This window comes from Pseudomonas cedrina subsp. cedrina (assembly GCF_001983175.1).
GTDB lineage: Bacteria > Pseudomonadota > Gammaproteobacteria > Pseudomonadales > Pseudomonadaceae > Aquipseudomonas > Aquipseudomonas cedrina.
The window spans coordinates 104,032-122,265 of record NZ_MNPW01000012.1 but is presented as its reverse complement, the minus strand read 5'-3'; the positions used below and the strand labels follow the sequence as shown (position 1 = coordinate 122,265).

At 60.8% G+C, this 18,234-nt stretch carries 19 protein-coding genes and 1 pseudogene; 17 read left to right on the top strand and 3 right to left on the bottom strand.

Going from position 1 to position 18,234, the window contains the following annotated elements; all coding sequences use genetic code 11:
• Positions 1-57 precede the first annotated feature (57 nt).
• Positions 58-840, top strand: coding sequence for a DNA-binding transcriptional regulator KdgR (gene kdgR / locus BLL36_RS23345; RefSeq protein WP_076953966.1), 783 nt, complete (start codon positions 58-60; stop codon positions 838-840).
• A 66-nt stretch (positions 841-906) separates the two neighbouring features.
• Positions 907-1,293 (top strand): annotated as a pseudogene (locus BLL36_RS23340) (ATP-binding cassette domain-containing protein); the annotation flags it as partial.
• Positions 1,294-1,409: 116 nt separating this feature from the next.
• Here BLL36_RS23340 and BLL36_RS23335 read toward each other — a convergent pair.
• From BLL36_RS23335 to BLL36_RS23325, 3 genes are all read right to left on the bottom strand, one after another.
• Complete coding sequence (locus BLL36_RS23335; protein ID WP_076953965.1) at positions 1,410-2,945, bottom strand: amidase; 1,536 nt, start codon at positions 2,943-2,945, stop codon at positions 1,410-1,412.
• A 213-nt stretch (positions 2,946-3,158) separates the two neighbouring features.
• Positions 3,159-3,791, bottom strand: a complete 633-nt coding sequence (locus BLL36_RS23330; protein WP_076953964.1) for an ANTAR domain-containing response regulator — start codon at positions 3,789-3,791, stop codon at positions 3,159-3,161.
• Positions 3,788-4,936 carry a transporter substrate-binding domain-containing protein gene (locus tag BLL36_RS23325; RefSeq protein ID WP_076953963.1) on the bottom strand — a complete coding sequence of 383 codons (1,149 nt, stop codon included), beginning with the start codon at positions 4,934-4,936 and terminating at the stop codon, positions 3,788-3,790. Before BLL36_RS23325 ends, BLL36_RS23330 begins: the two co-directional genes overlap by 4 nt.
• 652 nt (positions 4,937-5,588) lie before the next feature.
• Between BLL36_RS23325 and urtA the strand changes: the two genes are divergently transcribed.
• From urtA to BLL36_RS23250, 15 genes are all read left to right on the top strand, one after another.
• Positions 5,589-6,770, top strand: a complete 1,182-nt coding sequence (urtA, locus tag BLL36_RS23320) for an urea ABC transporter substrate-binding protein (protein ID WP_076953962.1) — start codon at positions 5,589-5,591, stop codon at positions 6,768-6,770.
• 79 nt (positions 6,771-6,849) lie between these two features.
• Complete coding sequence (gene urtB / locus BLL36_RS23315) at positions 6,850-7,752, top strand: urea ABC transporter permease subunit UrtB (protein WP_027603389.1); 903 nt, start codon at positions 6,850-6,852, stop codon at positions 7,750-7,752.
• A gap of 1 nt (position 7,753) precedes the next feature.
• Complete coding sequence (gene urtC, locus BLL36_RS23310; RefSeq protein ID WP_076953961.1) at positions 7,754-8,902, top strand: urea ABC transporter permease subunit UrtC; 1,149 nt, start codon at positions 7,754-7,756, stop codon at positions 8,900-8,902.
• Positions 8,899-9,636, top strand: a complete 738-nt coding sequence (gene urtD / locus BLL36_RS23305; protein ID WP_076953960.1) for an urea ABC transporter ATP-binding protein UrtD — start codon at positions 8,899-8,901, stop codon at positions 9,634-9,636. Before urtC ends, urtD begins: the two co-directional genes overlap by 4 nt.
• Before the next feature lie 2 nt (positions 9,637-9,638).
• A complete protein-coding gene (gene urtE, locus BLL36_RS23300; RefSeq protein ID WP_076953959.1) occupies positions 9,639-10,328 on the top strand; it encodes an urea ABC transporter ATP-binding subunit UrtE in 690 nt (229 codons plus the stop codon).
• 23 nt (positions 10,329-10,351) lie between these two features.
• Positions 10,352-10,792: an urease accessory protein UreE gene (gene ureE, locus BLL36_RS23295; protein ID WP_076953958.1), complete on the top strand. Its 441-nt coding sequence runs from the start codon at positions 10,352-10,354 to the stop codon at positions 10,790-10,792.
• Positions 10,789-11,544 carry an urease accessory protein UreF gene (locus BLL36_RS23290; protein WP_231998978.1) on the top strand — a complete coding sequence of 252 codons (756 nt, stop codon included), beginning with the start codon at positions 10,789-10,791 and terminating at the stop codon, positions 11,542-11,544. Before ureE ends, BLL36_RS23290 begins: the two co-directional genes overlap by 4 nt.
• 44 nt (positions 11,545-11,588) lie before the next feature.
• Positions 11,589-12,284: an urease subunit beta gene (locus tag BLL36_RS23285; protein WP_076953956.1), complete on the top strand. Its 696-nt coding sequence runs from the start codon at positions 11,589-11,591 to the stop codon at positions 12,282-12,284.
• Positions 12,285-12,287: 3 nt separating this feature from the next.
• Complete coding sequence (gene ureC / locus BLL36_RS23280) at positions 12,288-14,000, top strand: urease subunit alpha (protein WP_076953954.1); 1,713 nt, start codon at positions 12,288-12,290, stop codon at positions 13,998-14,000.
• Between the two features lie 25 nt (positions 14,001-14,025).
• The gene (gene ureG, locus BLL36_RS23275; protein ID WP_076953952.1) at positions 14,026-14,679 is read left to right on the top strand and encodes an urease accessory protein UreG; all 654 of its coding nucleotides are present in this window, start codon (positions 14,026-14,028) and stop codon (positions 14,677-14,679) included.
• Positions 14,676-15,509, top strand: coding sequence for an urease accessory protein UreD (locus tag BLL36_RS23270; RefSeq protein WP_076953950.1), 834 nt, complete (start codon positions 14,676-14,678; stop codon positions 15,507-15,509). The genes ureG and BLL36_RS23270 overlap by 4 nt, the downstream gene beginning before the upstream one ends.
• 269 nt (positions 15,510-15,778) lie before the next feature.
• Entirely contained in the window at positions 15,779-16,387 is a 609-nt protein-coding gene (locus BLL36_RS23265) for a chemotaxis protein CheB (RefSeq protein ID WP_165448109.1), read from the top strand.
• An 11-nt stretch (positions 16,388-16,398) separates the two neighbouring features.
• Positions 16,399-17,091, top strand: a complete 693-nt coding sequence (locus BLL36_RS23260; RefSeq protein WP_076954065.1) for a DUF421 domain-containing protein — start codon at positions 16,399-16,401, stop codon at positions 17,089-17,091.
• A 72-nt stretch (positions 17,092-17,163) separates the two neighbouring features.
• Complete coding sequence (locus BLL36_RS23255; protein ID WP_083735319.1) at positions 17,164-17,541, top strand: hypothetical protein; 378 nt, start codon at positions 17,164-17,166, stop codon at positions 17,539-17,541.
• Positions 17,542-17,963: 422 nt separating this feature from the next.
• Positions 17,964-18,215 carry a hypothetical protein gene (locus BLL36_RS23250; protein WP_076953946.1) on the top strand — a complete coding sequence of 84 codons (252 nt, stop codon included), beginning with the start codon at positions 17,964-17,966 and terminating at the stop codon, positions 18,213-18,215.
• The last annotated feature ends 19 nt before the right edge of the window (positions 18,216-18,234 follow it).

The window sequence follows — 18,234 nt, the reverse complement described above, 5'->3', positions numbered from 1 at the left end:
CAGCGTTTTGATTCACCAGCGTATATTCTTGGGTTTTCCGTTTCCGTTGGAGCCTTCATGGACAACAGCACCCTCCAGAACAACGAACTGGTTTCCGCCGTCGCAAGGACCATGGCCGTGCTTGAAGCGCTGGCCGAGCATCCAGAGGAAAGCGGCGTATCGGAAATCGCGCAGAAACTGGACATGTCCAAAAGCACGGTTTACCGGTTCTTGCAGTCCCTCAAGGCGCGCGGCTATGTAGTGCAGGACGCCGAGGATCGCTATCGGCTCAGCGTTCGGCTATTTGAACTGGGCGCCCAGGCCCTGCCCCACCTGGACATCGTCCGTGAGGCGGAACCGGGCATGCGGCGCATCAACGAACTGACCGGCGAGACCGTGCACCTGGGTATTCTCGACGAAGGCAGCATCGTCTACGTGCACAAGATCGACTCCAAGTACAACCTGCGCATGTACTCGCGCATCGGCCGACGTGCGCCGCTGTATTGCACCGGGATCGGCAAGGTACTCATGGCCTGGCTGGACCAGCCGGAGCTGATCGCCCACTTGCAGGAAGAAAGTTTTGAACGCCGCACCGCCAACACCTTGGTCAGCATCGAGGCATATCTGCAAGAGCTGGAAGTGGTGCGCGCCCAAGGTTATGCCGAAGACCATGAAGAGTTCGAAGACAATATGCGCTGCCTGGCCGCACCGATCCGCGACCGTTTCGGCCACGTAATAGGGGGTATGAGCGTGTCCTTCCCCTGCTTCCGTTTTCGCGAAGAGCTCAAGCAGGACTACGTTAATCGGCTGATGGAAACCACGCAGCAGATTTCCAGGCAGTTAGGCTGGCAGGCGCCGTAACTCATGTAATCCAACCCCGCTTCGGCGGTACTTCAGTGCTCGATTGCCCACGCGAAGACGAGGTGAATGTCCTTTCGTAACCTGGGCGAACTCAGCGGCGGCCAGCAGCAACTGGTGTCCATCGCCCAGACCTTGGTGCGCGAACCGGAAGTCCTGCTCATGGACGAACCCACCAGCGCCCTCGGTATGCATCGTCAGGTGCAGGTCTTGAACTTCATGGGCGCACTGGCCCGCAAGCAGCAGGTCATCGTGTTTATTACCCTGCATGACCTGAACCAGGCGTTGCGCTTCGCCGACCAGGTATTGGTGATTGCGCACGGCACCGCCCAGGGCAGCGGCGCGAGTCATGAGGTGATCACCGAACACATGCTGCGCGAGGTGTACCAGGTTGAGGCGCGGATCGAGCAATGCAGCCGGGGACAACGGCATATTTTGATCGACGGCATAACGTGACTGCCTACCCGATGCGACTCACAGATTCACGCAAGAAAACTGATGCATGCCCGCTGTCAGTCACCAAGCCCAGTCGCCAGCGAACGTATTCGCCGGCGCCTGGGCAGGCAAGCGGTCTACAGCGTAGGGGGTTTAGGGAACGCGCCACGGGCGTGTTCGTAGGCCTGGGCAACACGTAACGCGAGGGCGTCCTGGAAACGCGGAGCAACGATCATCATGGCGACCGGCAAGCCGTCCGCAAGCCCTGCCGGGATCGACGTTGCGGGGTGCCCCGTGAGGTCGAACGGCGCGGTATTGGCGAGCATGTCCAGTGCACTGTGCACGTACGCCTCGACGGGTGCATCCGCGGCGGTCAACGGCGTGGCTACGAACGGCATGGTGGGCATCACCAATACATCAAAATCCTTGAATGCCGCGTCATATTGGCGCGTCAGTTCCGGTACCAGCATCCGTGCCTTGGCGTAATAGGCGCCATGCAGGTTTTTCAGGCTGTAGTGACCGGTCAACGCGACCGCTCGCACACTACTGGACAACGCATCGGCGTGCTCACGGCGTTTTTCGCCGAAGTAACTCATGATGTCCGGGTCGTAATAGCCGTCGACGTTCATGCCATAACCATTGCCCTGCAACATCTGATACGCCGCGCCGTCAGTGGCAATCACGTTCCAAAGATCCATTGCCACGCCCGTGTGCCACGGAGCACTCGCTTCGCCGACGCTGGCGCCCAGGCGTTCAAGCTGGGCGACCGCCGCCTTGACCAGCGCATCCACCTGGGGCTCGGACATTCCCGGGATCGCAAAACCCTCGCGCAGCAAGCCGATTCTCAAGCCGGCCACGCCCTGGTCCAGCGTCGCGAGGCAGTTGACCGCTGGCGGGTTCTTCTGCCGGGAATCAAGACCGTCCGCTCCGGCAATGACGTCGAGCATCACGGCCACATCGCGCACGCTGTTGGCCATCGGGCCCACATGGTCGATGGTTCGCTCAATCGGAAACGCGCCGGTGTAAGGCACCAGGCCGTAAGTCGGTTTATGCCCTACGATGCCGCTCCAGGCCGACGGCATCCGGATCGAACCGCCCTGGTCGCCGCCGATGGCCATGTCCACTTGGCCAAGCGCCACCAGCACCGCGCTTCCGCTCGACGAGCCGCCGGCATTGCGCGTCAGGTCCCACGGGTTTTTAACCGGGCCGCTGGCGGAGGTAAAACTTGCCCCGGAGAAACACAAGTCTTCACACACCGACTTGCCCACCACCGTGGCCCCGGCCGCCAGCAGGCGTTTGACTACGGTGGCGTCTTCGGACGGGATATAGCCGTCCAGGCTCAATGAGCCGTTGGCCATGGGCACGCCCGCCACCGACACGTTGTCCTTGATGACCACCGTCTTGCCGGCCAGCGGCCCTTGCGCCGCTCCGACGATTCGGGTTTTCACGTACCAGGCGCCGTGCAGGTTGTCTGCCTCGGCGGCTTTGCTGTATTCGCGTTCGGGCGGTTGCTGCGCGACGTTGGCGGCGTACAGCGCATCGACCGATTCGTAGGAATTCAACGTTTCGTCTGCCAGGTTGAGGAAGGCCTCCATCTGGCTATCGGTCAGGTGATAACCATGGTCTTCGGCGGCAATCAGAAAATCGGCTTTGCTGGGGCGTTTTACGGACATGGTGCTCTCCAAATGACGTTAAGAACCACCCGGTATCGGGTGATCACTGACGCGAGCCCCCCATGCCCAATGCACAGGTGACGGCTCGCTCCGGAGGACGCCATTGTCCACGCCGGTCGCCACGCGGTGATCCATACCTGCCAAGGGAGGCGTATGGCAAACGTCCACGCAGAAGAGGATCAAGCCCTCACACGCTTGATGCTCAAAGACTGTTCAGGAACAGGCTTGTCGGAACAACTCGTGGGCCTTGACCAGCGCCTCGGCGATTTTCTCCACCGGTTCGCGTTTGGCCATGGCCTGGTCCCGCAAGGCGTTGTAGGCATCGGTCTCCGACATGCCCTTGGTCTCGATGAGGATTATTTTCGCCTGCTGCACGGTGCGCATGACCGCCATGCGCCCTTCCAGGCGCTTGACGTGCCTTTCCCGTTCGCGGGCCTTGCGGGACTGGCTGAGCGTGATCGCCAAAGCGGTCAGCAAGCCGAACGACTTCACTGGCGAAGGAATCACAGCACAGGCGTTCAATTGCACCAATGCCTCGACGATGATCGGGTTCTCATAGGCAATCACCGGAATGATCGGCGGCGTGCTGGCGTGCAGCAGCCATGGCGTATTGGTCGACAGGCTTTCCGGCGACACCGCCAGCACGATCACGTCCGCCTCGGCGCTCAAGCGCTCCGGAATCGGCCATTGCACACGCACCTGGCAGCCGATGCGCTGCAACTGCTCGATCAGGTTGCGTCCATCCTCGTCATCCGGGTGCATCACCAATACGCTGACGTCGCGCAGGTCCTTGATGCCTGTTGCACTGTCGTTGCGCAGGCGTTTCTTGGCGGCACGCAAGGTCATGGACGTCTCCCCACCGAGCCGGACCATTCATTGAAATTGGGGGCAATGGCATAAGGGTCGGGCTTGAGTGCAGCCTGGCTCTGGTAAAGAATGTCGAATTGGCCCTCGACATTGGCCCGGCCGATCCGCGAAAACAGGTACGTGTGGTGATTGTTGGCATCGACCCGAATGCGTCCTTGTGGCGCTTCGAATTCCAGCCCGCGCATGGCCTGCAGTACATCCTCCACCTGAGTGCTGCCGGCGCGAACGATCGCCTTGGCCAGCAAATGCACCTGGAAGTACGCCGCCTCCCAGCAACGGTCAGTGACCTGATGTTGACCAAACAGCTCGCGGTATTGGGCGATGCATTGGCGGTTGGTCGGCGTGTCCACCGACTGAAAATACGTAGCCGCCGAAATATGCCCCGCCCCCAGGTGCACACCCATTTGCTGAATGTCGGTTTCGCTGGTCGTCAGGCTGGCAATCGGCATTACCGACGGGTCAAAGCCTGCGTCGGCATAGGCCTGGTACAGATGCCCCATGGTTTCGCCGACGACCGTCGAGAAAATAAACGAGGGCTTGAGCTCCTTGGCCTTGACCATCAACTTGGCGAAATCTTCCGGACGCGCGTTTTTCAGCGGCAGGTAATACTCGCCCAGCTTGGTGCCGCCACGCTCGTACAACAGGTCGCTCATCAAGCGATTGGTTTCGTATGGGTAGACGTATTCGGAGCCGATCATCAACACGCGATTGCCGAAGTTGTCCAGCATGTAATTGCCCAGCGGCAAGGCATTGTGATTCGGCGTGGCGCCGGTGTAGATGATGTTGCGCGAATATTCGAAACCTTCGTAATACACCGGGTACAGCAACAGGGCGTCATAGCGCTCGACAATCGGCAGCGCCGCCTTGCGTGCAGCCGAGGTGTAGCAACCAAAGAAAAACCGCAGGTGTTCTTCGCGGATCAGCGATTCGATGTGCATGGCGTACAGCGCAGGCGTCGAATCGGGATTGCGGGTGATCAACTGCAGTGGGCGCCCCTCGACCCCGCCTGCCGCATTGATCTGCGCAATGGCGAACTGCGCGCCGCGCATCGTCGAGCCCTCGGCAGCCGCCGTGACACCGGTATCGGAAAACAGACCGCCTATGCGGATCGACTGGTCAACCATGCCTATGAACCTTGTTCAACGTGAGAAAAGACACCCGCTCGTGGAGGGAGGTCTGGAGGCCTGTGCGAAAAATGATTGAGCGAGGCGCCGTGTAACGCAACGGCTGCTCTCAGGCGGGTTGTGCCTGGGGCTGGCGCGACAACGCTGTCAGGGCCAGTCATTGCGAGGGGCCTTCCACACCTGCCGAGGATGGGCGTGTGGCAAGGAACCCTGCGAGGGTGTTGCCTCTCGCTCATGCAGATAGTGGGCCACACGCAATGGGCGACCTGCACGCGTGAGGCCGGCCGGGTTAAACCCTTGCCCTGGAACCACGCCATGCCACCGACACGCTCACGGTATTGGTGCATTCAGGGTGCGGTCGCGCCAAAGCGGCGCAGGCCACCACTACCCGGCAATAGATGCAGGAGTCACTCGCGCGCCCCTTCAATTGCCCGCAAAACTCCCCTGGCCGCAATTGGCACTGCCCTTGCTATAACTCTCCTGAGACATCGCGCCAGCTGTTTGCCCTACGCCCCCTTGGCAAGTAGGGAAGCCCCTCGCGTACGACTGGATCGGACACAGCTGTCCCGCCAGATTCGGCACAAGAAGCCTGATTTCCCGACTATTGGTTTAGCCGGGATGTCGGGCTTTTTTTATTCCTGGAGAGAAGTGAATGCATAACGACAAACGCCGTTTGATCAAGCATGCCCTGTTGCTGGGCGCCTTCAGCCTGCTGCCGTTTTCCCTGGTCAGTCAGGTGCAGGCGGCCGACACCGTGAAGGTCGGCATCATCCATTCGCTGACCGGCACCATGGCCATGAGCGAGGCCTCGGTGGTGGATGCGGAAAAACTCGCCATCGACGAAATCAACGCCAGCGGTGGCGTGCTCGGCAAGACCGTCGAACCCATCGTCGAGGACGGCGCCAGCGATTGGCCGACCTTTGCCGAGAAGGCGCGCAAGCTGTTGGAGAACGATCACGTTGTGGCCACGTTCGGCGCCTACACCTCGGCGTCGCGTAAAGCGGTGTTGCCGGTGTTCGAACGCAACAAGGCGTTGCTGTATTACCCGACGTTCTATGAAGGCCTGGAAAAATCCCCCGCCATCATCTACACCGGCGCCGAAGCGTCGCAGCAAACCCTGGCAGCGGTCAGCTGGCTGATGGCCAACAAAGGCAAGAGCGTCTACCTGGTGGGCTCTGACTACATCTGGCCGCGCACCACCAACAAGCTGGCGCGCGCGTCGGTGACCAAGCAGGGCGGATCCATCGTGGGTGAGGACTACCTGCCCCTGGGCAACATCGAGTTCTCCTCGGTGATCAACAAAATCAAGGCCGCCAAGCCCGACATCGTGCTGTCGACCATCGTCGGTGGCTCAAACGTGGCGTTCTACAAACAGCTCAAGGCCGCCGGCATCGATAGCAGCAACCAGACGCTGATGGCGCTGGCCGTCACCGAGGAAGAAGTCACTGGCATCGGCGCCGAAAACCTCACCGGCTTTCTCACGTGCATGAGCTACTTCCAGAGCCTGAAAAACCCGGTCAACGAGAAGTTCGTCGCCGCCTTCAAGGCCCGCTATGGCGAGAAACGCGTGGTCGGCGACCCGATGGCTGCCGCCTACACCGCCGTGTACCTGTGGAAGAAAGCCGTGGAAAAAGCCGGCAGTTTCGACGTCCCGGCCGTGATCGCGGCGTCGTCGGAGCTGACCCTCGACGCGCCTGAAGGCGAGGTCAAGGTCCACAAGGACAACCACCACCTGTGGAAGCGCGCGCGCATCGGCACCATCAACGCCCAGGGTCAGGTCGACGTGATCTACGAGTCGGCGCCCATCGAGCCCAACCCTTTCCCGAAACTGTGACGCAGGGTCGGGCGCGGTCTGACTCGCGCCCTCTCCCGCCCACGCGGTCCGCCAACGTGCAGCGACAGGTAGCGACGCAATGACTTTCGATATTTTGGTAATGCAGGTCTTCAGCGGGTTCTCGCTGTTCTCGGTGCTGGTGCTGATGGCCCTGGGGCTGACCATCGTGTTTGGCCTGATGGGCGTGATCAACATGGCCCATGGCGAGTTGATGGCGATGGGGTCGTACATGACATACGTCACGTCCGTGGTGTTTGCGCGCTACTTCCCCGACTACATGGGCTGGTATTTCGTGATCGGCATCGGCGTGGCCTTCGTCGTGACCTTCGCGTTTGGTTTCCTGCTTGAGCGCTGCTTTATTCGTTTCATGTACAACCGCCCGCTCGACACGCTTCTGGCGACCTGGGGCCTGTCGCTGGTGCTGCAACAGGTGTTCCGCCAGGTGTTCGGGCCCAAGGAAGTCAGCGTGCCCACGGTGCAATGGCTGCAGGGCGCATGGAAGATCAGCGAAGGCCTGGAACTGCCGCTCAATCGGATCTTCATCATCGGCCTGACACTGGTTATCGCCGGCGCCGTATTCCTGTTTTTGTACCGCAGCCGGTGGGGCTTGCGCATTCGCGCGGTCACCCAGAACCGCGCCATGGCCGGGGCGGCCGGCATCAACACCGCCCGTGTCGATGCGGTCACGTTTGCCCTGGGCTGCGGGCTGGCCGGGATCGCCGGCAGCTCGTTCACCATGCTCGCCTCGACCGGCCCGGTCAGCGGCCAGCAGTACCTGGTCGACACCTTCATCGTCGTGGTGTTTGGCGGCGTGGAGAGTTTGCTGGGCACCTTTCTGTCGGCCTTCGCCATCGGCCAGACGCAGATTTCGCTGGAATACCTCACCACCGGGTCCATGGCCAAGGCCATCACGCTGCTGGTGGTGATCGTACTGCTGTTCTTCCGCCCCAACGGCTTGTTCGCCGCGAAAGTGAGACGCTGAGATGAACGATATGACTGAGACGCCCCTCACCCGCTCCAGCACCCAGGCGTCGACCACGCGCCGGCTGCGCGACGGGTTGCTGCCGCTGCTCGAGCGCCACAGCCTGATCTGGCTGTCGCTGCTGTTGCTGGTGATATTGCCCTTGAGCCTGGGCGACTTTCGCCTGGGCCTGGCCGGCAAATACCTGAGCCTGGCGTTCTGCGCCGTGGGCATGGTGATGATCTGGGGGTACGGCGGGATACTCAGCCTGGGCCAGGGCATCTTCTTTGGCCTTGGCAGCTACATGATGGCGATGTACTTGAAACTTGAAGCCACGGCGACCGACGAAGCGGCGAGCGCGCTTGCCGCGTTCTACGGCTCGGCGTTGCCGGACTTCATGATCTGGAACAGCGTCGACGCGCTGCCCTGGTGGTGGAAGCCCTTCGAGTCCGCCACATTCACCTTTGCCGCGATCCTCATTCTCCCGGCATTGCTCGCCTTTGTGTTCAGCTACGCGTATTTCAAGAAACGCGTGGGCGGCGTGTATTTCTCGATCATCACCCTGTCGTTGGCGGCGATCATGTCGATCATGATCATCGGCCAGCAAGGCTACACCGGCGGGGTCAACGGCCTGACCGACTTCAAGACCGCCTTTGGCCTGAGCCTGCAAACGCCTCAAACGCCCTGGATCCTGTACCTGATCACCAGCCTGTTGCTGCTGGGCTGCGTGGCGTTGTGCGGGTTCATCCTGCGCAGCCGGCTGGGCAAGGTGGTGGTGGCGATCCGTGACCGTGAAGACCGCGTACGGTTTTCCGGCTACAACACGGCGCTGTTCAAAGCGTTCATCTTTGCCGTGGCGGCGCTGATCTCGGCGCTCGGCGGGGTGATGTTCACCCTGCAGGTGGGCCTGGCGTCGCCGTCGCTGGTGGGCATCATCCCGTCAACCGAGATCGTCATTTACGCAGCCCTCGGCGGGCGTCTGTCGTTGGTGGGCGCGGTGTACGGCACGTTGCTGATTGGCGTGGCCAAAACCTACCTGTCGGAAAATTTCGTCAATTTCTGGCAGTACTTCATCGGCTTCCTGTTCATGGGCGTGGTGCTGTTCTTGCCGACCGGGCTGGCCGGTTTACTGCAACGCCTTGGCCACGGCAAACAGGAGGTGCAGTCATGAGCGCCCTGTTGCTGAGTGTCGAAGACCTCACGGTGTCGTTCGACGGATTCAAGGCGGTAGACAACCTTAATTTCTATGTCGAAGAAAACCAGGTGCACGTGGTGATCGGCCCTAACGGCGCAGGCAAGACCACCCTGCTTGACATGATCTGCGGCAAAACCCGCCCGAGCGCCGGCAGTATCCGTTTCAAGGACCTGCAACTGGCCAACATGATCGAGTACCAGATCACCCGTGCGGGCGTCGGGCGCAAGTTCCAGAACCCTTCGGTGTACGAAGACCTCACCGTACGCGAGAACCTCGACATCTCATCGCCTGGCAAACGCGGCATTTTCAACTGCCTGTTCGCCCGCAAAGACCCGACCCTGCAGGCAGAGATCGAGCAGACCGCCGAGATGATTTTCCTGCAGGACCAGCTGGGGCGCAAAGCCGGGCTGTTGTCCCACGGCCAAAAGCAGTGGCTGGAGATCGGCATGCTGCTGATGCAGCGCCCGGAACTGTTGCTGCTGGATGAGCCAGTGGCGGGCATGAGTGCAGGCGAGCGGGAAAAGACCGCGGGCCTGCTCAAGCGTATCGCCAAGGGCCGCGCCATGGTGATCATCGAGCACGACATGGAGTTCGTGAAGTCGGTGGCTGACAAAGTCACCGTCCTGCACCAGGGCAAGACCCTGGCCTACGGCTCGATGGATCAGGTGCAAAACGATCCTCGCGTCATCGACGTCTACCTGGGGCACTGAGCATGCTGACCGTCAATAACCTGAACGTGTACTACGGCGACAGCCATGTGCTGCGCAACCTCGACCTGACCCTCGCACCGGCCGAATCCCTGGCGATCATGGGTCGCAACGGCATGGGCAAGACCACCCTGCTCCGAAGCCTGGTGGGCATGCTGCCGGCGCGCAGCGGCAGCATCACGCTGGCGGGCCGGGAACTCGGCGCCAGCAAGAGCTATGAGCGGGTCGCCGCCGGGGTGGGCTTCGTGCCGCAGGGGCGGATGATCTTTCCATACCTGACGGTGGAGGAAAACATCCTCACAGGCATGCAGGGCGCCCCCGCCGCGCCGATTCCCGACTACATCTACGAGTACTTCCCGGTGCTGTTCGAGATGCGCCGACGCAAGGGCGGCAACCTCTCCGGCGGCCAGCAACAGCAGCTGGCGATTGCCCGCGCGCTGGTGTCCAACCCCAAGGTGCTGATCCTGGATGAGCCGACCGAGGGCATTCAGCCGTCGATCATCAAGGACATCGCCCGAGCCCTGAACCTGCTGAAAAAAGAACGGGGTTTTTCGCTGATCGTCTCCGAACAGGTGCTGTCGTTTGCGATGGCGGTGGCCGACCGCTACCTGATCATCGAAAAAGGCGAGTTCGTCCACAGCGAGGTCCGCGAAACCGTGGACCGCGAGCGCATCCTGCGCTACCTGACCATCTGAAACCGGACCTGGGAGCACCCGCCATGTTGATCCTTGACCGCATTCTGGGGCAGGCCAGCGACCCTGCCCTCGCCGATCGTTTACATGACCTCAGCCACGCAGGCCAGGTCGAAACCCTCAGCCTGTCGGCCAGCGATATTCAACGTCATCGGCTGCGCCTGGCCAGTGATCGCGGCACCGACTGTGCGATCCGGCTGGAACGCCACGAGCAACTGCGTAACGGCTCGGTGCTGATGCTCGACGGTCACCGCGCCATCGTTGTGCAAATGCAGGACGTGCAGTTTCTCGACCTGCAACCGAGGGACGCCGCCGCAGCCCTGGAGTTGGGGTATTTCGCCGGCAACATGCACTGGGCCGTGCGCTTTGCAGGCGCGACGTTACGGATCCCGCTGAATGGCCCGCAGGCCGATTACCTCGAGCGCCTGGCGCCGATGCTCGCGGACGGCCGGGTGCGGCGCCTGTGAGCGCCGTAACGGCCGAGTTGCGCAGCAGCCTGTTGGCGCTGCAACAGGCTGACAGTTTTTTCCCCGGCGGTGCGGTCGCCTGGTCATGGGGGCTGGAAACGCTGGTGGCCGATGCACGCCTGGGGCAGAACGACACGATGGCCGCCCCCGCCCCTGTCAGGCGCCGTCAGCGCGGCCTGCAGCATGATCGCAGCGTTCAGGTGCGGGCCTTCGTCGAAGGTCAATTGCGCCATCGCTGGAACAGTTTTGACCGGGTGTTTTTATGCGCCGCCTGGCACGCAGCGGCTGACCTCGCCACCCTGATGGACCTGGACAGTCACATCGAGGCCCTGACCCTGGCAGAGGAACTGCGCCAGGGCTCACGTCGGGTTGGCCAATCGTTGCTGGGCGTGCATGTCGCGCTCGGCACTCCCGGCGCCGCCGCTTACCAGCAACAGGTACTCGCCCGGGCAACGCCGGGGCATCTACCGGTGCTGCAAGGGTTGCTGTGGAAACGACTCGGCATGCAACTCGATCACTGCCAACTCGCTGCCGCCCATGGGTTAAGCACCGCACTGGTCAGCGCCGCTGTGCGCCTGGGCGTGATGGGGCATGTGGATGCGCAGCGGGTGCTCACTGGCATCCAGCCCTTGCTGCTGCAACTGCTGGCCCAGGCTCCGCTTGCCGTCGACGACGCCAGCGGCTTCACGCCCATGGCCGAGATCGCCGTGATGCGTCACGAAACCCAGGACCTGCGTCTTTTCGCCAATTGAAGTGGCAGGCACCAAACGCCTGCCGCCAACACAGGAGCTTGAACATGCTGCTGACGCCCACCGAACTTGAGCGGCTGACGCTGTACACCGCCGCCGAACTCTCGCGCAAGCGCCGCGCCAAAGGGCTGCGCCTGAATTTTCCGGAAGCCTCGGCGCTGATTGCCGATGAAATACTCGAAGGCGCCCGTGAGGGTCGCAGCGTGGCCGAGTTGATCGGTTTCGGCTCGACGCTCCTCAACACTGACGATGTCATGCCCGGCGTGGCCGATCTGCTGCCGGTGCTCCAAGTGGAAGGTACGTTCCCCGACGGCACCAAACTGGTCACAGTGCATCAGCCGATTCGCCCCGGCCAGTTGCCGCTGGCCGTCATGCCGACGCCTGGCGAAATCATCTCGCCGCAGGGCGATATACAGCTCAACAGCGGTCGCCCCACCACCACCGTACGGGCCGTCAATACCGGCGACCGGCCGGTGCAGATCGGCAGCCACTACCACTTTTTCGAAGTCAACAAGGCGCTGGATTTCCCCCGCGCCGCCGCCTTCGGCATGCACCTGGACATTCCCGCCGGTACCGCCGTGCGTTTTGAGCCCGGGGAGCTGCGCGAAGTGCAACTGGTGCAGTTCGGCGGCACGGGTGACATCCACGGTTTCAGCGGTTTGACCAATGGCAACCTGCACGATCCGGCCTGCAAAGCCATCGCGCTCGATCGAGCACGCGCGCAACAGTTCAAGGGGGCGTGACCCATGGCAACGATGACCCGTAAGGAATACGCCGCGATGTACGGCCCCACCACCGGCGACGCCGTGCGCCTGGGGGATACTTCGCTGCTGGCCGAGGTGGAATTCGACCACGCGGTACCCGGCGATGAATGCCTGCACGGCGGCGGCAAGAGCCTGCGCGACGGCATGGGCCTGATGCCGGGGCATGACAGCGCAGACGGCGCGCTGGACATGCTGATCTGCAACGCGCTGATCATCGACCCGGTGGTCGGCATCGTCAAAGGCGACATCGGCATCAAGGACGGCAAGATCGTGGCCATCGGCAAGGCCGGTAATCCGCAGGTCATGGACGGTGTCCATCCGCAGTTGATCTGTGGCGTCGCAACCACCGTGCGCGACGCTGAAGGCCTGATCGTCACGCCCGGCGGGATCGACGTGCACGTGCATTTCGACTCCGCGCAACTCTGCGACCACGCGCTGGCGGCGGGCCTGACGACGCTGATCGGCGGCTCGCTCGGGCCGATTACCGTGGGCATCGACTGCGGCGGCGAATGGAACGTCGGCAAGATGCTGCAAGCCGCTGAGGCCTGGCCAATCAATTTCGGCTTTCTCGGCAGAGGCAATTCCAGCAAGCCGCAATCGCTGCTCGGCCAACTGCGCGGTGGTTGCCTGGGTTTGAAGATCCACGAGGATTGGGGCGCAATGCCCGCCGTGATCGATACTTGCCTCAAGGTGGCCGATGAATACGACTTCCAGGTACAACTGCACACCGACACGCTGAATGAATCGGGCTTTCTGGAGGACACGCTGGCCGCCATCGGCGACCGCACGATTCACATGTACCACACCGAAGGTGCAGGCGGCGGTCACGCCCCGGATATCATCAGCGTGGCGGGAAAATCCAACTGCATCCCCTCCTCGACCAACCCGACCAATCCGTACACCGTCAACACCTTCGACGAACACCTGGACATGATCATGGTCTGCCATCACCTCAATCCGGACGTGCCGGAAGACGTGGCGTTCGCGGAATCCAGAGTACGTCCGCAGACGATCGCCGCCGAAGACATCCTGCACGATACCGGGGCAATTTCGATCCTGGGCTCCGACAGCCAGGGCATGGGGCGCATCAACGAGGTGATCTGCCGCACTTGGCAACTGGCCTCGAAGATGAAAGATCAACGCGGCCGCCTACCGGAAGAAAAAACCGCATCGGGCGACAACGAACGCATCAAGCGTTACATCGCCAAGTACACGATCAATGCTGCGCGGGTGTTCGGGATCGACAGTTACATCGGCTCGCTGGAGCCGGGCAAGCTCGCCGACCTGGTGCTGTGGCGCCCTGCCTTTTTCGGCATCAAGCCGGAGCTGGTGGTCAAGGGCGGCTTTATCGTGCACGGCGTGATGGGCGACTCGGCAGCGTCGCTGTACACCTGCGAACCTCTGCTCATGCGCCCGCAATGGGGTGCCTTTGGCGAAGCCAAACAGGCGCTGTCGGTGAACTTCGTCAACCGCCTCGCGGTAGAGGCCAATACCGCCGAGAAGCTGGGCCTGAAAAAAACCCTGTTGCCGGCCTTCGGCACCCGCACGCTGCGCAAGTCCGACATGCTGCACAACGACGCCTGCCCAGACATTCGCGTCGACCCACAGACCTTCGATGTGTACGCCGACGGTGAGCGCCTGACCTGCGAGCCGGTCAGCGAAGTGCCCTTGGCCCAGCGTTACATGCTGCGCTGATCACCGCCTATACAAGGAACCTGATATGAGCACTGCATTCATTGCCGTACCGCAGCCGCAAGCCCACCCCGGCGCTGCGCGAGTCGGCATCGGCGGCCCGGTCGGTTCGGGCAAGACGCGCCTGCTGGAGCAACTGATCCCGCGCTTCATCGCGCGCGGCACCGAGCTGGCCATCATCACCAACGACCTGGCGACCCGTGAGGACGCCGAGCGGGTGCAGCGCAGCGGCCTGATCGACCCGCAACGGGTGCTGGCGGTGGAAACCGGCGCCTGCCCGCACACGGCGATCCGCGAAGATCCGACGCTGAACCTGCAAATGGCCGACGAACTGGAAGCGCGATTCGCCAACCTGGACCTGATGCTGATCGAGTCCGGCGGCGATAACCTGGCCTCGACGTTCTCGTTGGACCTGGTGGATTACTGGATCTTTGTCATTGATGTCGCGGGCGGCGATGACATCCCGCGCAAACGAGGGCCTGGGGTGTTGAGCTGTGATCTGCTGGTGGTCAACAAATACGATCTGGCACCCTATGTGGGCGTTGATCTGCCGCGCATGCGTCGCGAATCAGCCGAAGCCCGCAACGGTCGGCCGGTGCTGTTCACCAACTGTGCGACGGGTGATGGGGTTGACGCGGTAGTCGAAGCCATCAGCCGCGCCGTGTTGTTTGATCGACCATGAGCGCGCCGCAGGCGCAGGCCCGGATTGCCTTCAGCAAAGCGCCGTCCGGCGTCAGTTATATCAGCGAGCAGCGCGTGGGCTATCCCTTTCATCTGGGCCGTACCCTGAAGCTGCCGGACGATCCGAAAGGCATGGCCGCCGTGTATGTGCAGTCGTGCTCGGGCGGGATTTTCGCAGGGCAGGATTTACAGATGGACCTGCATGCCGGGCCGGACAGCCAAGTCCATGTCAGCACTGGCGCGGCGACCGTAGCCCACAGCATGCTCGAGCAATCGGCACGCCAGAGCGTCAGCCTGACCGCAGAGCGAGGGGCATTGCTGGAGTACCTGCCGATGGCGACGATCCTGTTTCCCCAAGCGAAACTGCACAGCCAGGTGAGGGTGAATCTGCACGCGGGCGCCAGGGTGATGCTGTGCGACGCGTTCTGCCTGCACACGCCTCAAGACAGTACCGGCCTCTTCGATTTCTACCGCGCCGACCTGCAAGTGCGCAGCCCCGCGGGCCAGTTACTGGCCGGCGATCGCCTGGCGCTGAACGGGCAAGACCTGCTGCGCCAATTACCGGGGGTCAGTGATGCCTACCAGACCCTGGCGACATTTATGCTCGTGGGTCAAGGCTTGCCTGTGCAAGCGCTGAAAGCGGCCTTGCGCCATGCCCTGCCCGCTCACCCCGGCAGCTATCTGGGTATCAGCGCTTTGCCCAACGATTGCGGGGTTGCGTTGCGTATCATGACGCTTGATGCCGTGTCCCTGCGCAACAGCCTTCACAAAGCCTGGGCATGCATGCGCGAACACCTGACCGGCGTGGCGCCCCGGATACGCCGCAAATGAGCGCTGATTGCAACTTGAAGGTGTTGATCAAGGAAGAATGCTGCTAAACCTGAACCAGGAAATGAGTTAATAGGTTTGCCCTTTCATAGAGTGAATCGTTGGCTCTCAAGACCAAGCCTGCTTGCTGCCCGACTATAAATCACGCGCACACGGTAGACGTCCGGGACTGAAACGCTAAACTCGGTGGCATGGCATCAACCGGTCCCTTTCTTGATCGCTACACCTCGTGCCAAAGACTACCGATAAGCCCCCAAGCAGGAGAGAAAATGATGTCAGACAATAGTGTCCAGCACAGAGACATCATTGTTATCGGCGGGTCAGAGGGAAGTATTGAACCATTGAAAGAAATACTCGGTGGTCTGCCAGCGCAATTCCCTGCGGCAATTTTGATCGTTTTGCATACGCACTCTTCAAGCCCAAAGATGATGGCGACCATTCTTCAGCAATCCTCATCCATGCCGGTCGCTTATGGCGAACAGGGCGACGCTATCCTGCCTGGCCGTGTCTACCTGGCTCCGCCCGACAAACACCTTGAGGTTTCGGCTTCTGGCCTGGTTTGTTTAAGTGACGGGCCGAAAGTGAATTTCAGCCGGCCAGCAGTCGACCGTCTGTTTCAGACCGCTGCTGACGTCTTCGGCCCCCGAGTGATCAGCGTGATCCTGTCGGGCAATGGGGCTGATGGAGCGCACGGAGCGATTGCCATTGGGGCGCTGGGTGGTTTGAACCTCGTTCAAGACCCGAACGATGCTAACGTAGCGAGTATGCCTGCTGAAGCCATCGACAAGGATGACCCGGATGTCCTGGTCGACGCCAAAGCACTGGCGACCATTCTGCTTCACGCAGTCAGGCGTTCTTTCGGGCCGATTGCTCTAAATTGACAGAGGCAATGATGTCACCCTTCGATCTACAGCGGATGTTGATAGATGAGTTCCCTCTGTCGTTTTTGTTAGAGGTTGGCTTGCGAGCCACCTTTGCCTTTTTTGCTGTTTTTCTATTCTTAAAATCAAGCGGCAGGCGTGGCATAAGGCAGCTATCACTCTTTGAGCTCGTCGTTATCCTGACGCTGGGCTCCGCTGCCGGGGATGTGTCGTTCTACCACGACGTTCCGCTGTTGCCGGTTGCCATGGTTTTTCTAACGCTGCTGCTCCTTTATCGCACTACCGTGCTGATCATGACGAAGAGCAAGACATTTGAAGCGTGGATTGATGGTTTGCCTGTGACGGTTATCAGCGAAGGCCAATACGAGCTCAAGTCGCTGGAAAAGCTGAACATCTCAGCGAGCGAACTGCTGATGGAATTGCGGCAACAAGGCGTTGAACACTTGGGCCAGGTGAGGTTGGGGTTAGTGGAGACTGACGGCGATATCAGCCTTTATTTCTATGACGAGCAAGACCTTCGGCCTGGGTTATCCGTCCTTCCGGTGGAGCACCGCCCAGAGTTCAAGACAGCACCGACTTCTGCGCTCTATTGCTGCGTGAATTGCGGTTTCACTGTGCATCTTCAGGAAGAACAAGGTGCACATTGCCTGCGATGCGATCAAGACATCTGGTCAACAGCGTTAAGCAGCCGAAGATGCAGGTGATGGTATCCGCCACTCTCCCGCCACTTGGCATTGCCTCCCCTCTAACACATTGATCGAAGAGCAACGCCAATAATGAAAACTCAGGCACCCTGCTACCTGCTGTTTACGGTAATGCTTTCAATGTTCTGCCAACCCGTCCTGGCGTCATCGTGGCAAATCTGCAGGACGGAGTTGCGTATTACCGATACCGTGACAAAACCATTTCCACAGTTGCAGGCCGAGATCCTGAAAGTAAGCGCAAAGACGGCCACTGTGATCTGCCCGGAACAAGGCGCGACTATCCTGTTTATGCCGGAAACTGCGGACTACCAGGCTGTGCTTCCACGCCGGACCTGGCCAAAAAAAGGGCAAGTGGTGCGCGTTGATTACCGGTACCTGGATGGCACCTGTAAGGGCGACGGCAAGGACTACCCTTGCCGCATCAAGCACTACCCGCTGCCGGGGCATTGAGCGTTGAAACAGCCCCCACACTCTAAATCCAATGTCGGAGTCGAAAGCACCGTGCATCAATCGTCCCCGTAGAAATTTTGAATTAGCCAGTTGCCCGCCCGGTCAAGAATTATGAACGCGGTAAATCTGACGAGGTGACAGCAATGACTATCCAGGCAGAGACACTCGTACAACTGACCGAAGCACTGCAAGAGCGGGGCATGAAACTGGTTTCAGATGTCCATTTCACCCGTGCGCCCTATCGACACAACCATCTCTGGATCTGTACCGTCGAGTAATGATGCACTCTTGCAACGTTGAGCGGGATGGGATCCTTATTTTTTGAACGCAGCCACCTTCCATGAATCTCCTAGATCAGAGAGCATGCAGCTCCGGATAATGGCGTTAAGCCAGTAATGCCCTGTGTGTGTTTGGAGTAAAAAATGGTCGATTTCAAAAAACAGCTTCCCGTTTCGATTAGTCGCCAGGCGGACAAAATCATGGCGGAGATTCAAAAGTCCGGGTCGATGATCATGGCGGTCAAGGCCGGCGCGAGAGCGAACGGTTTTGTGCTGGGCCTGCAGTGCTCGGCCAGCATCACGGACGATGCGGCGCAGTTGCTTCAAACCGAGTTCGATATTTCCACGGAAATAAAGCTCAAGGAGCTTTCGGTCTGGTCTGTGCCTCAGTATTAGGGTGAAGGGGCCAGGGTTG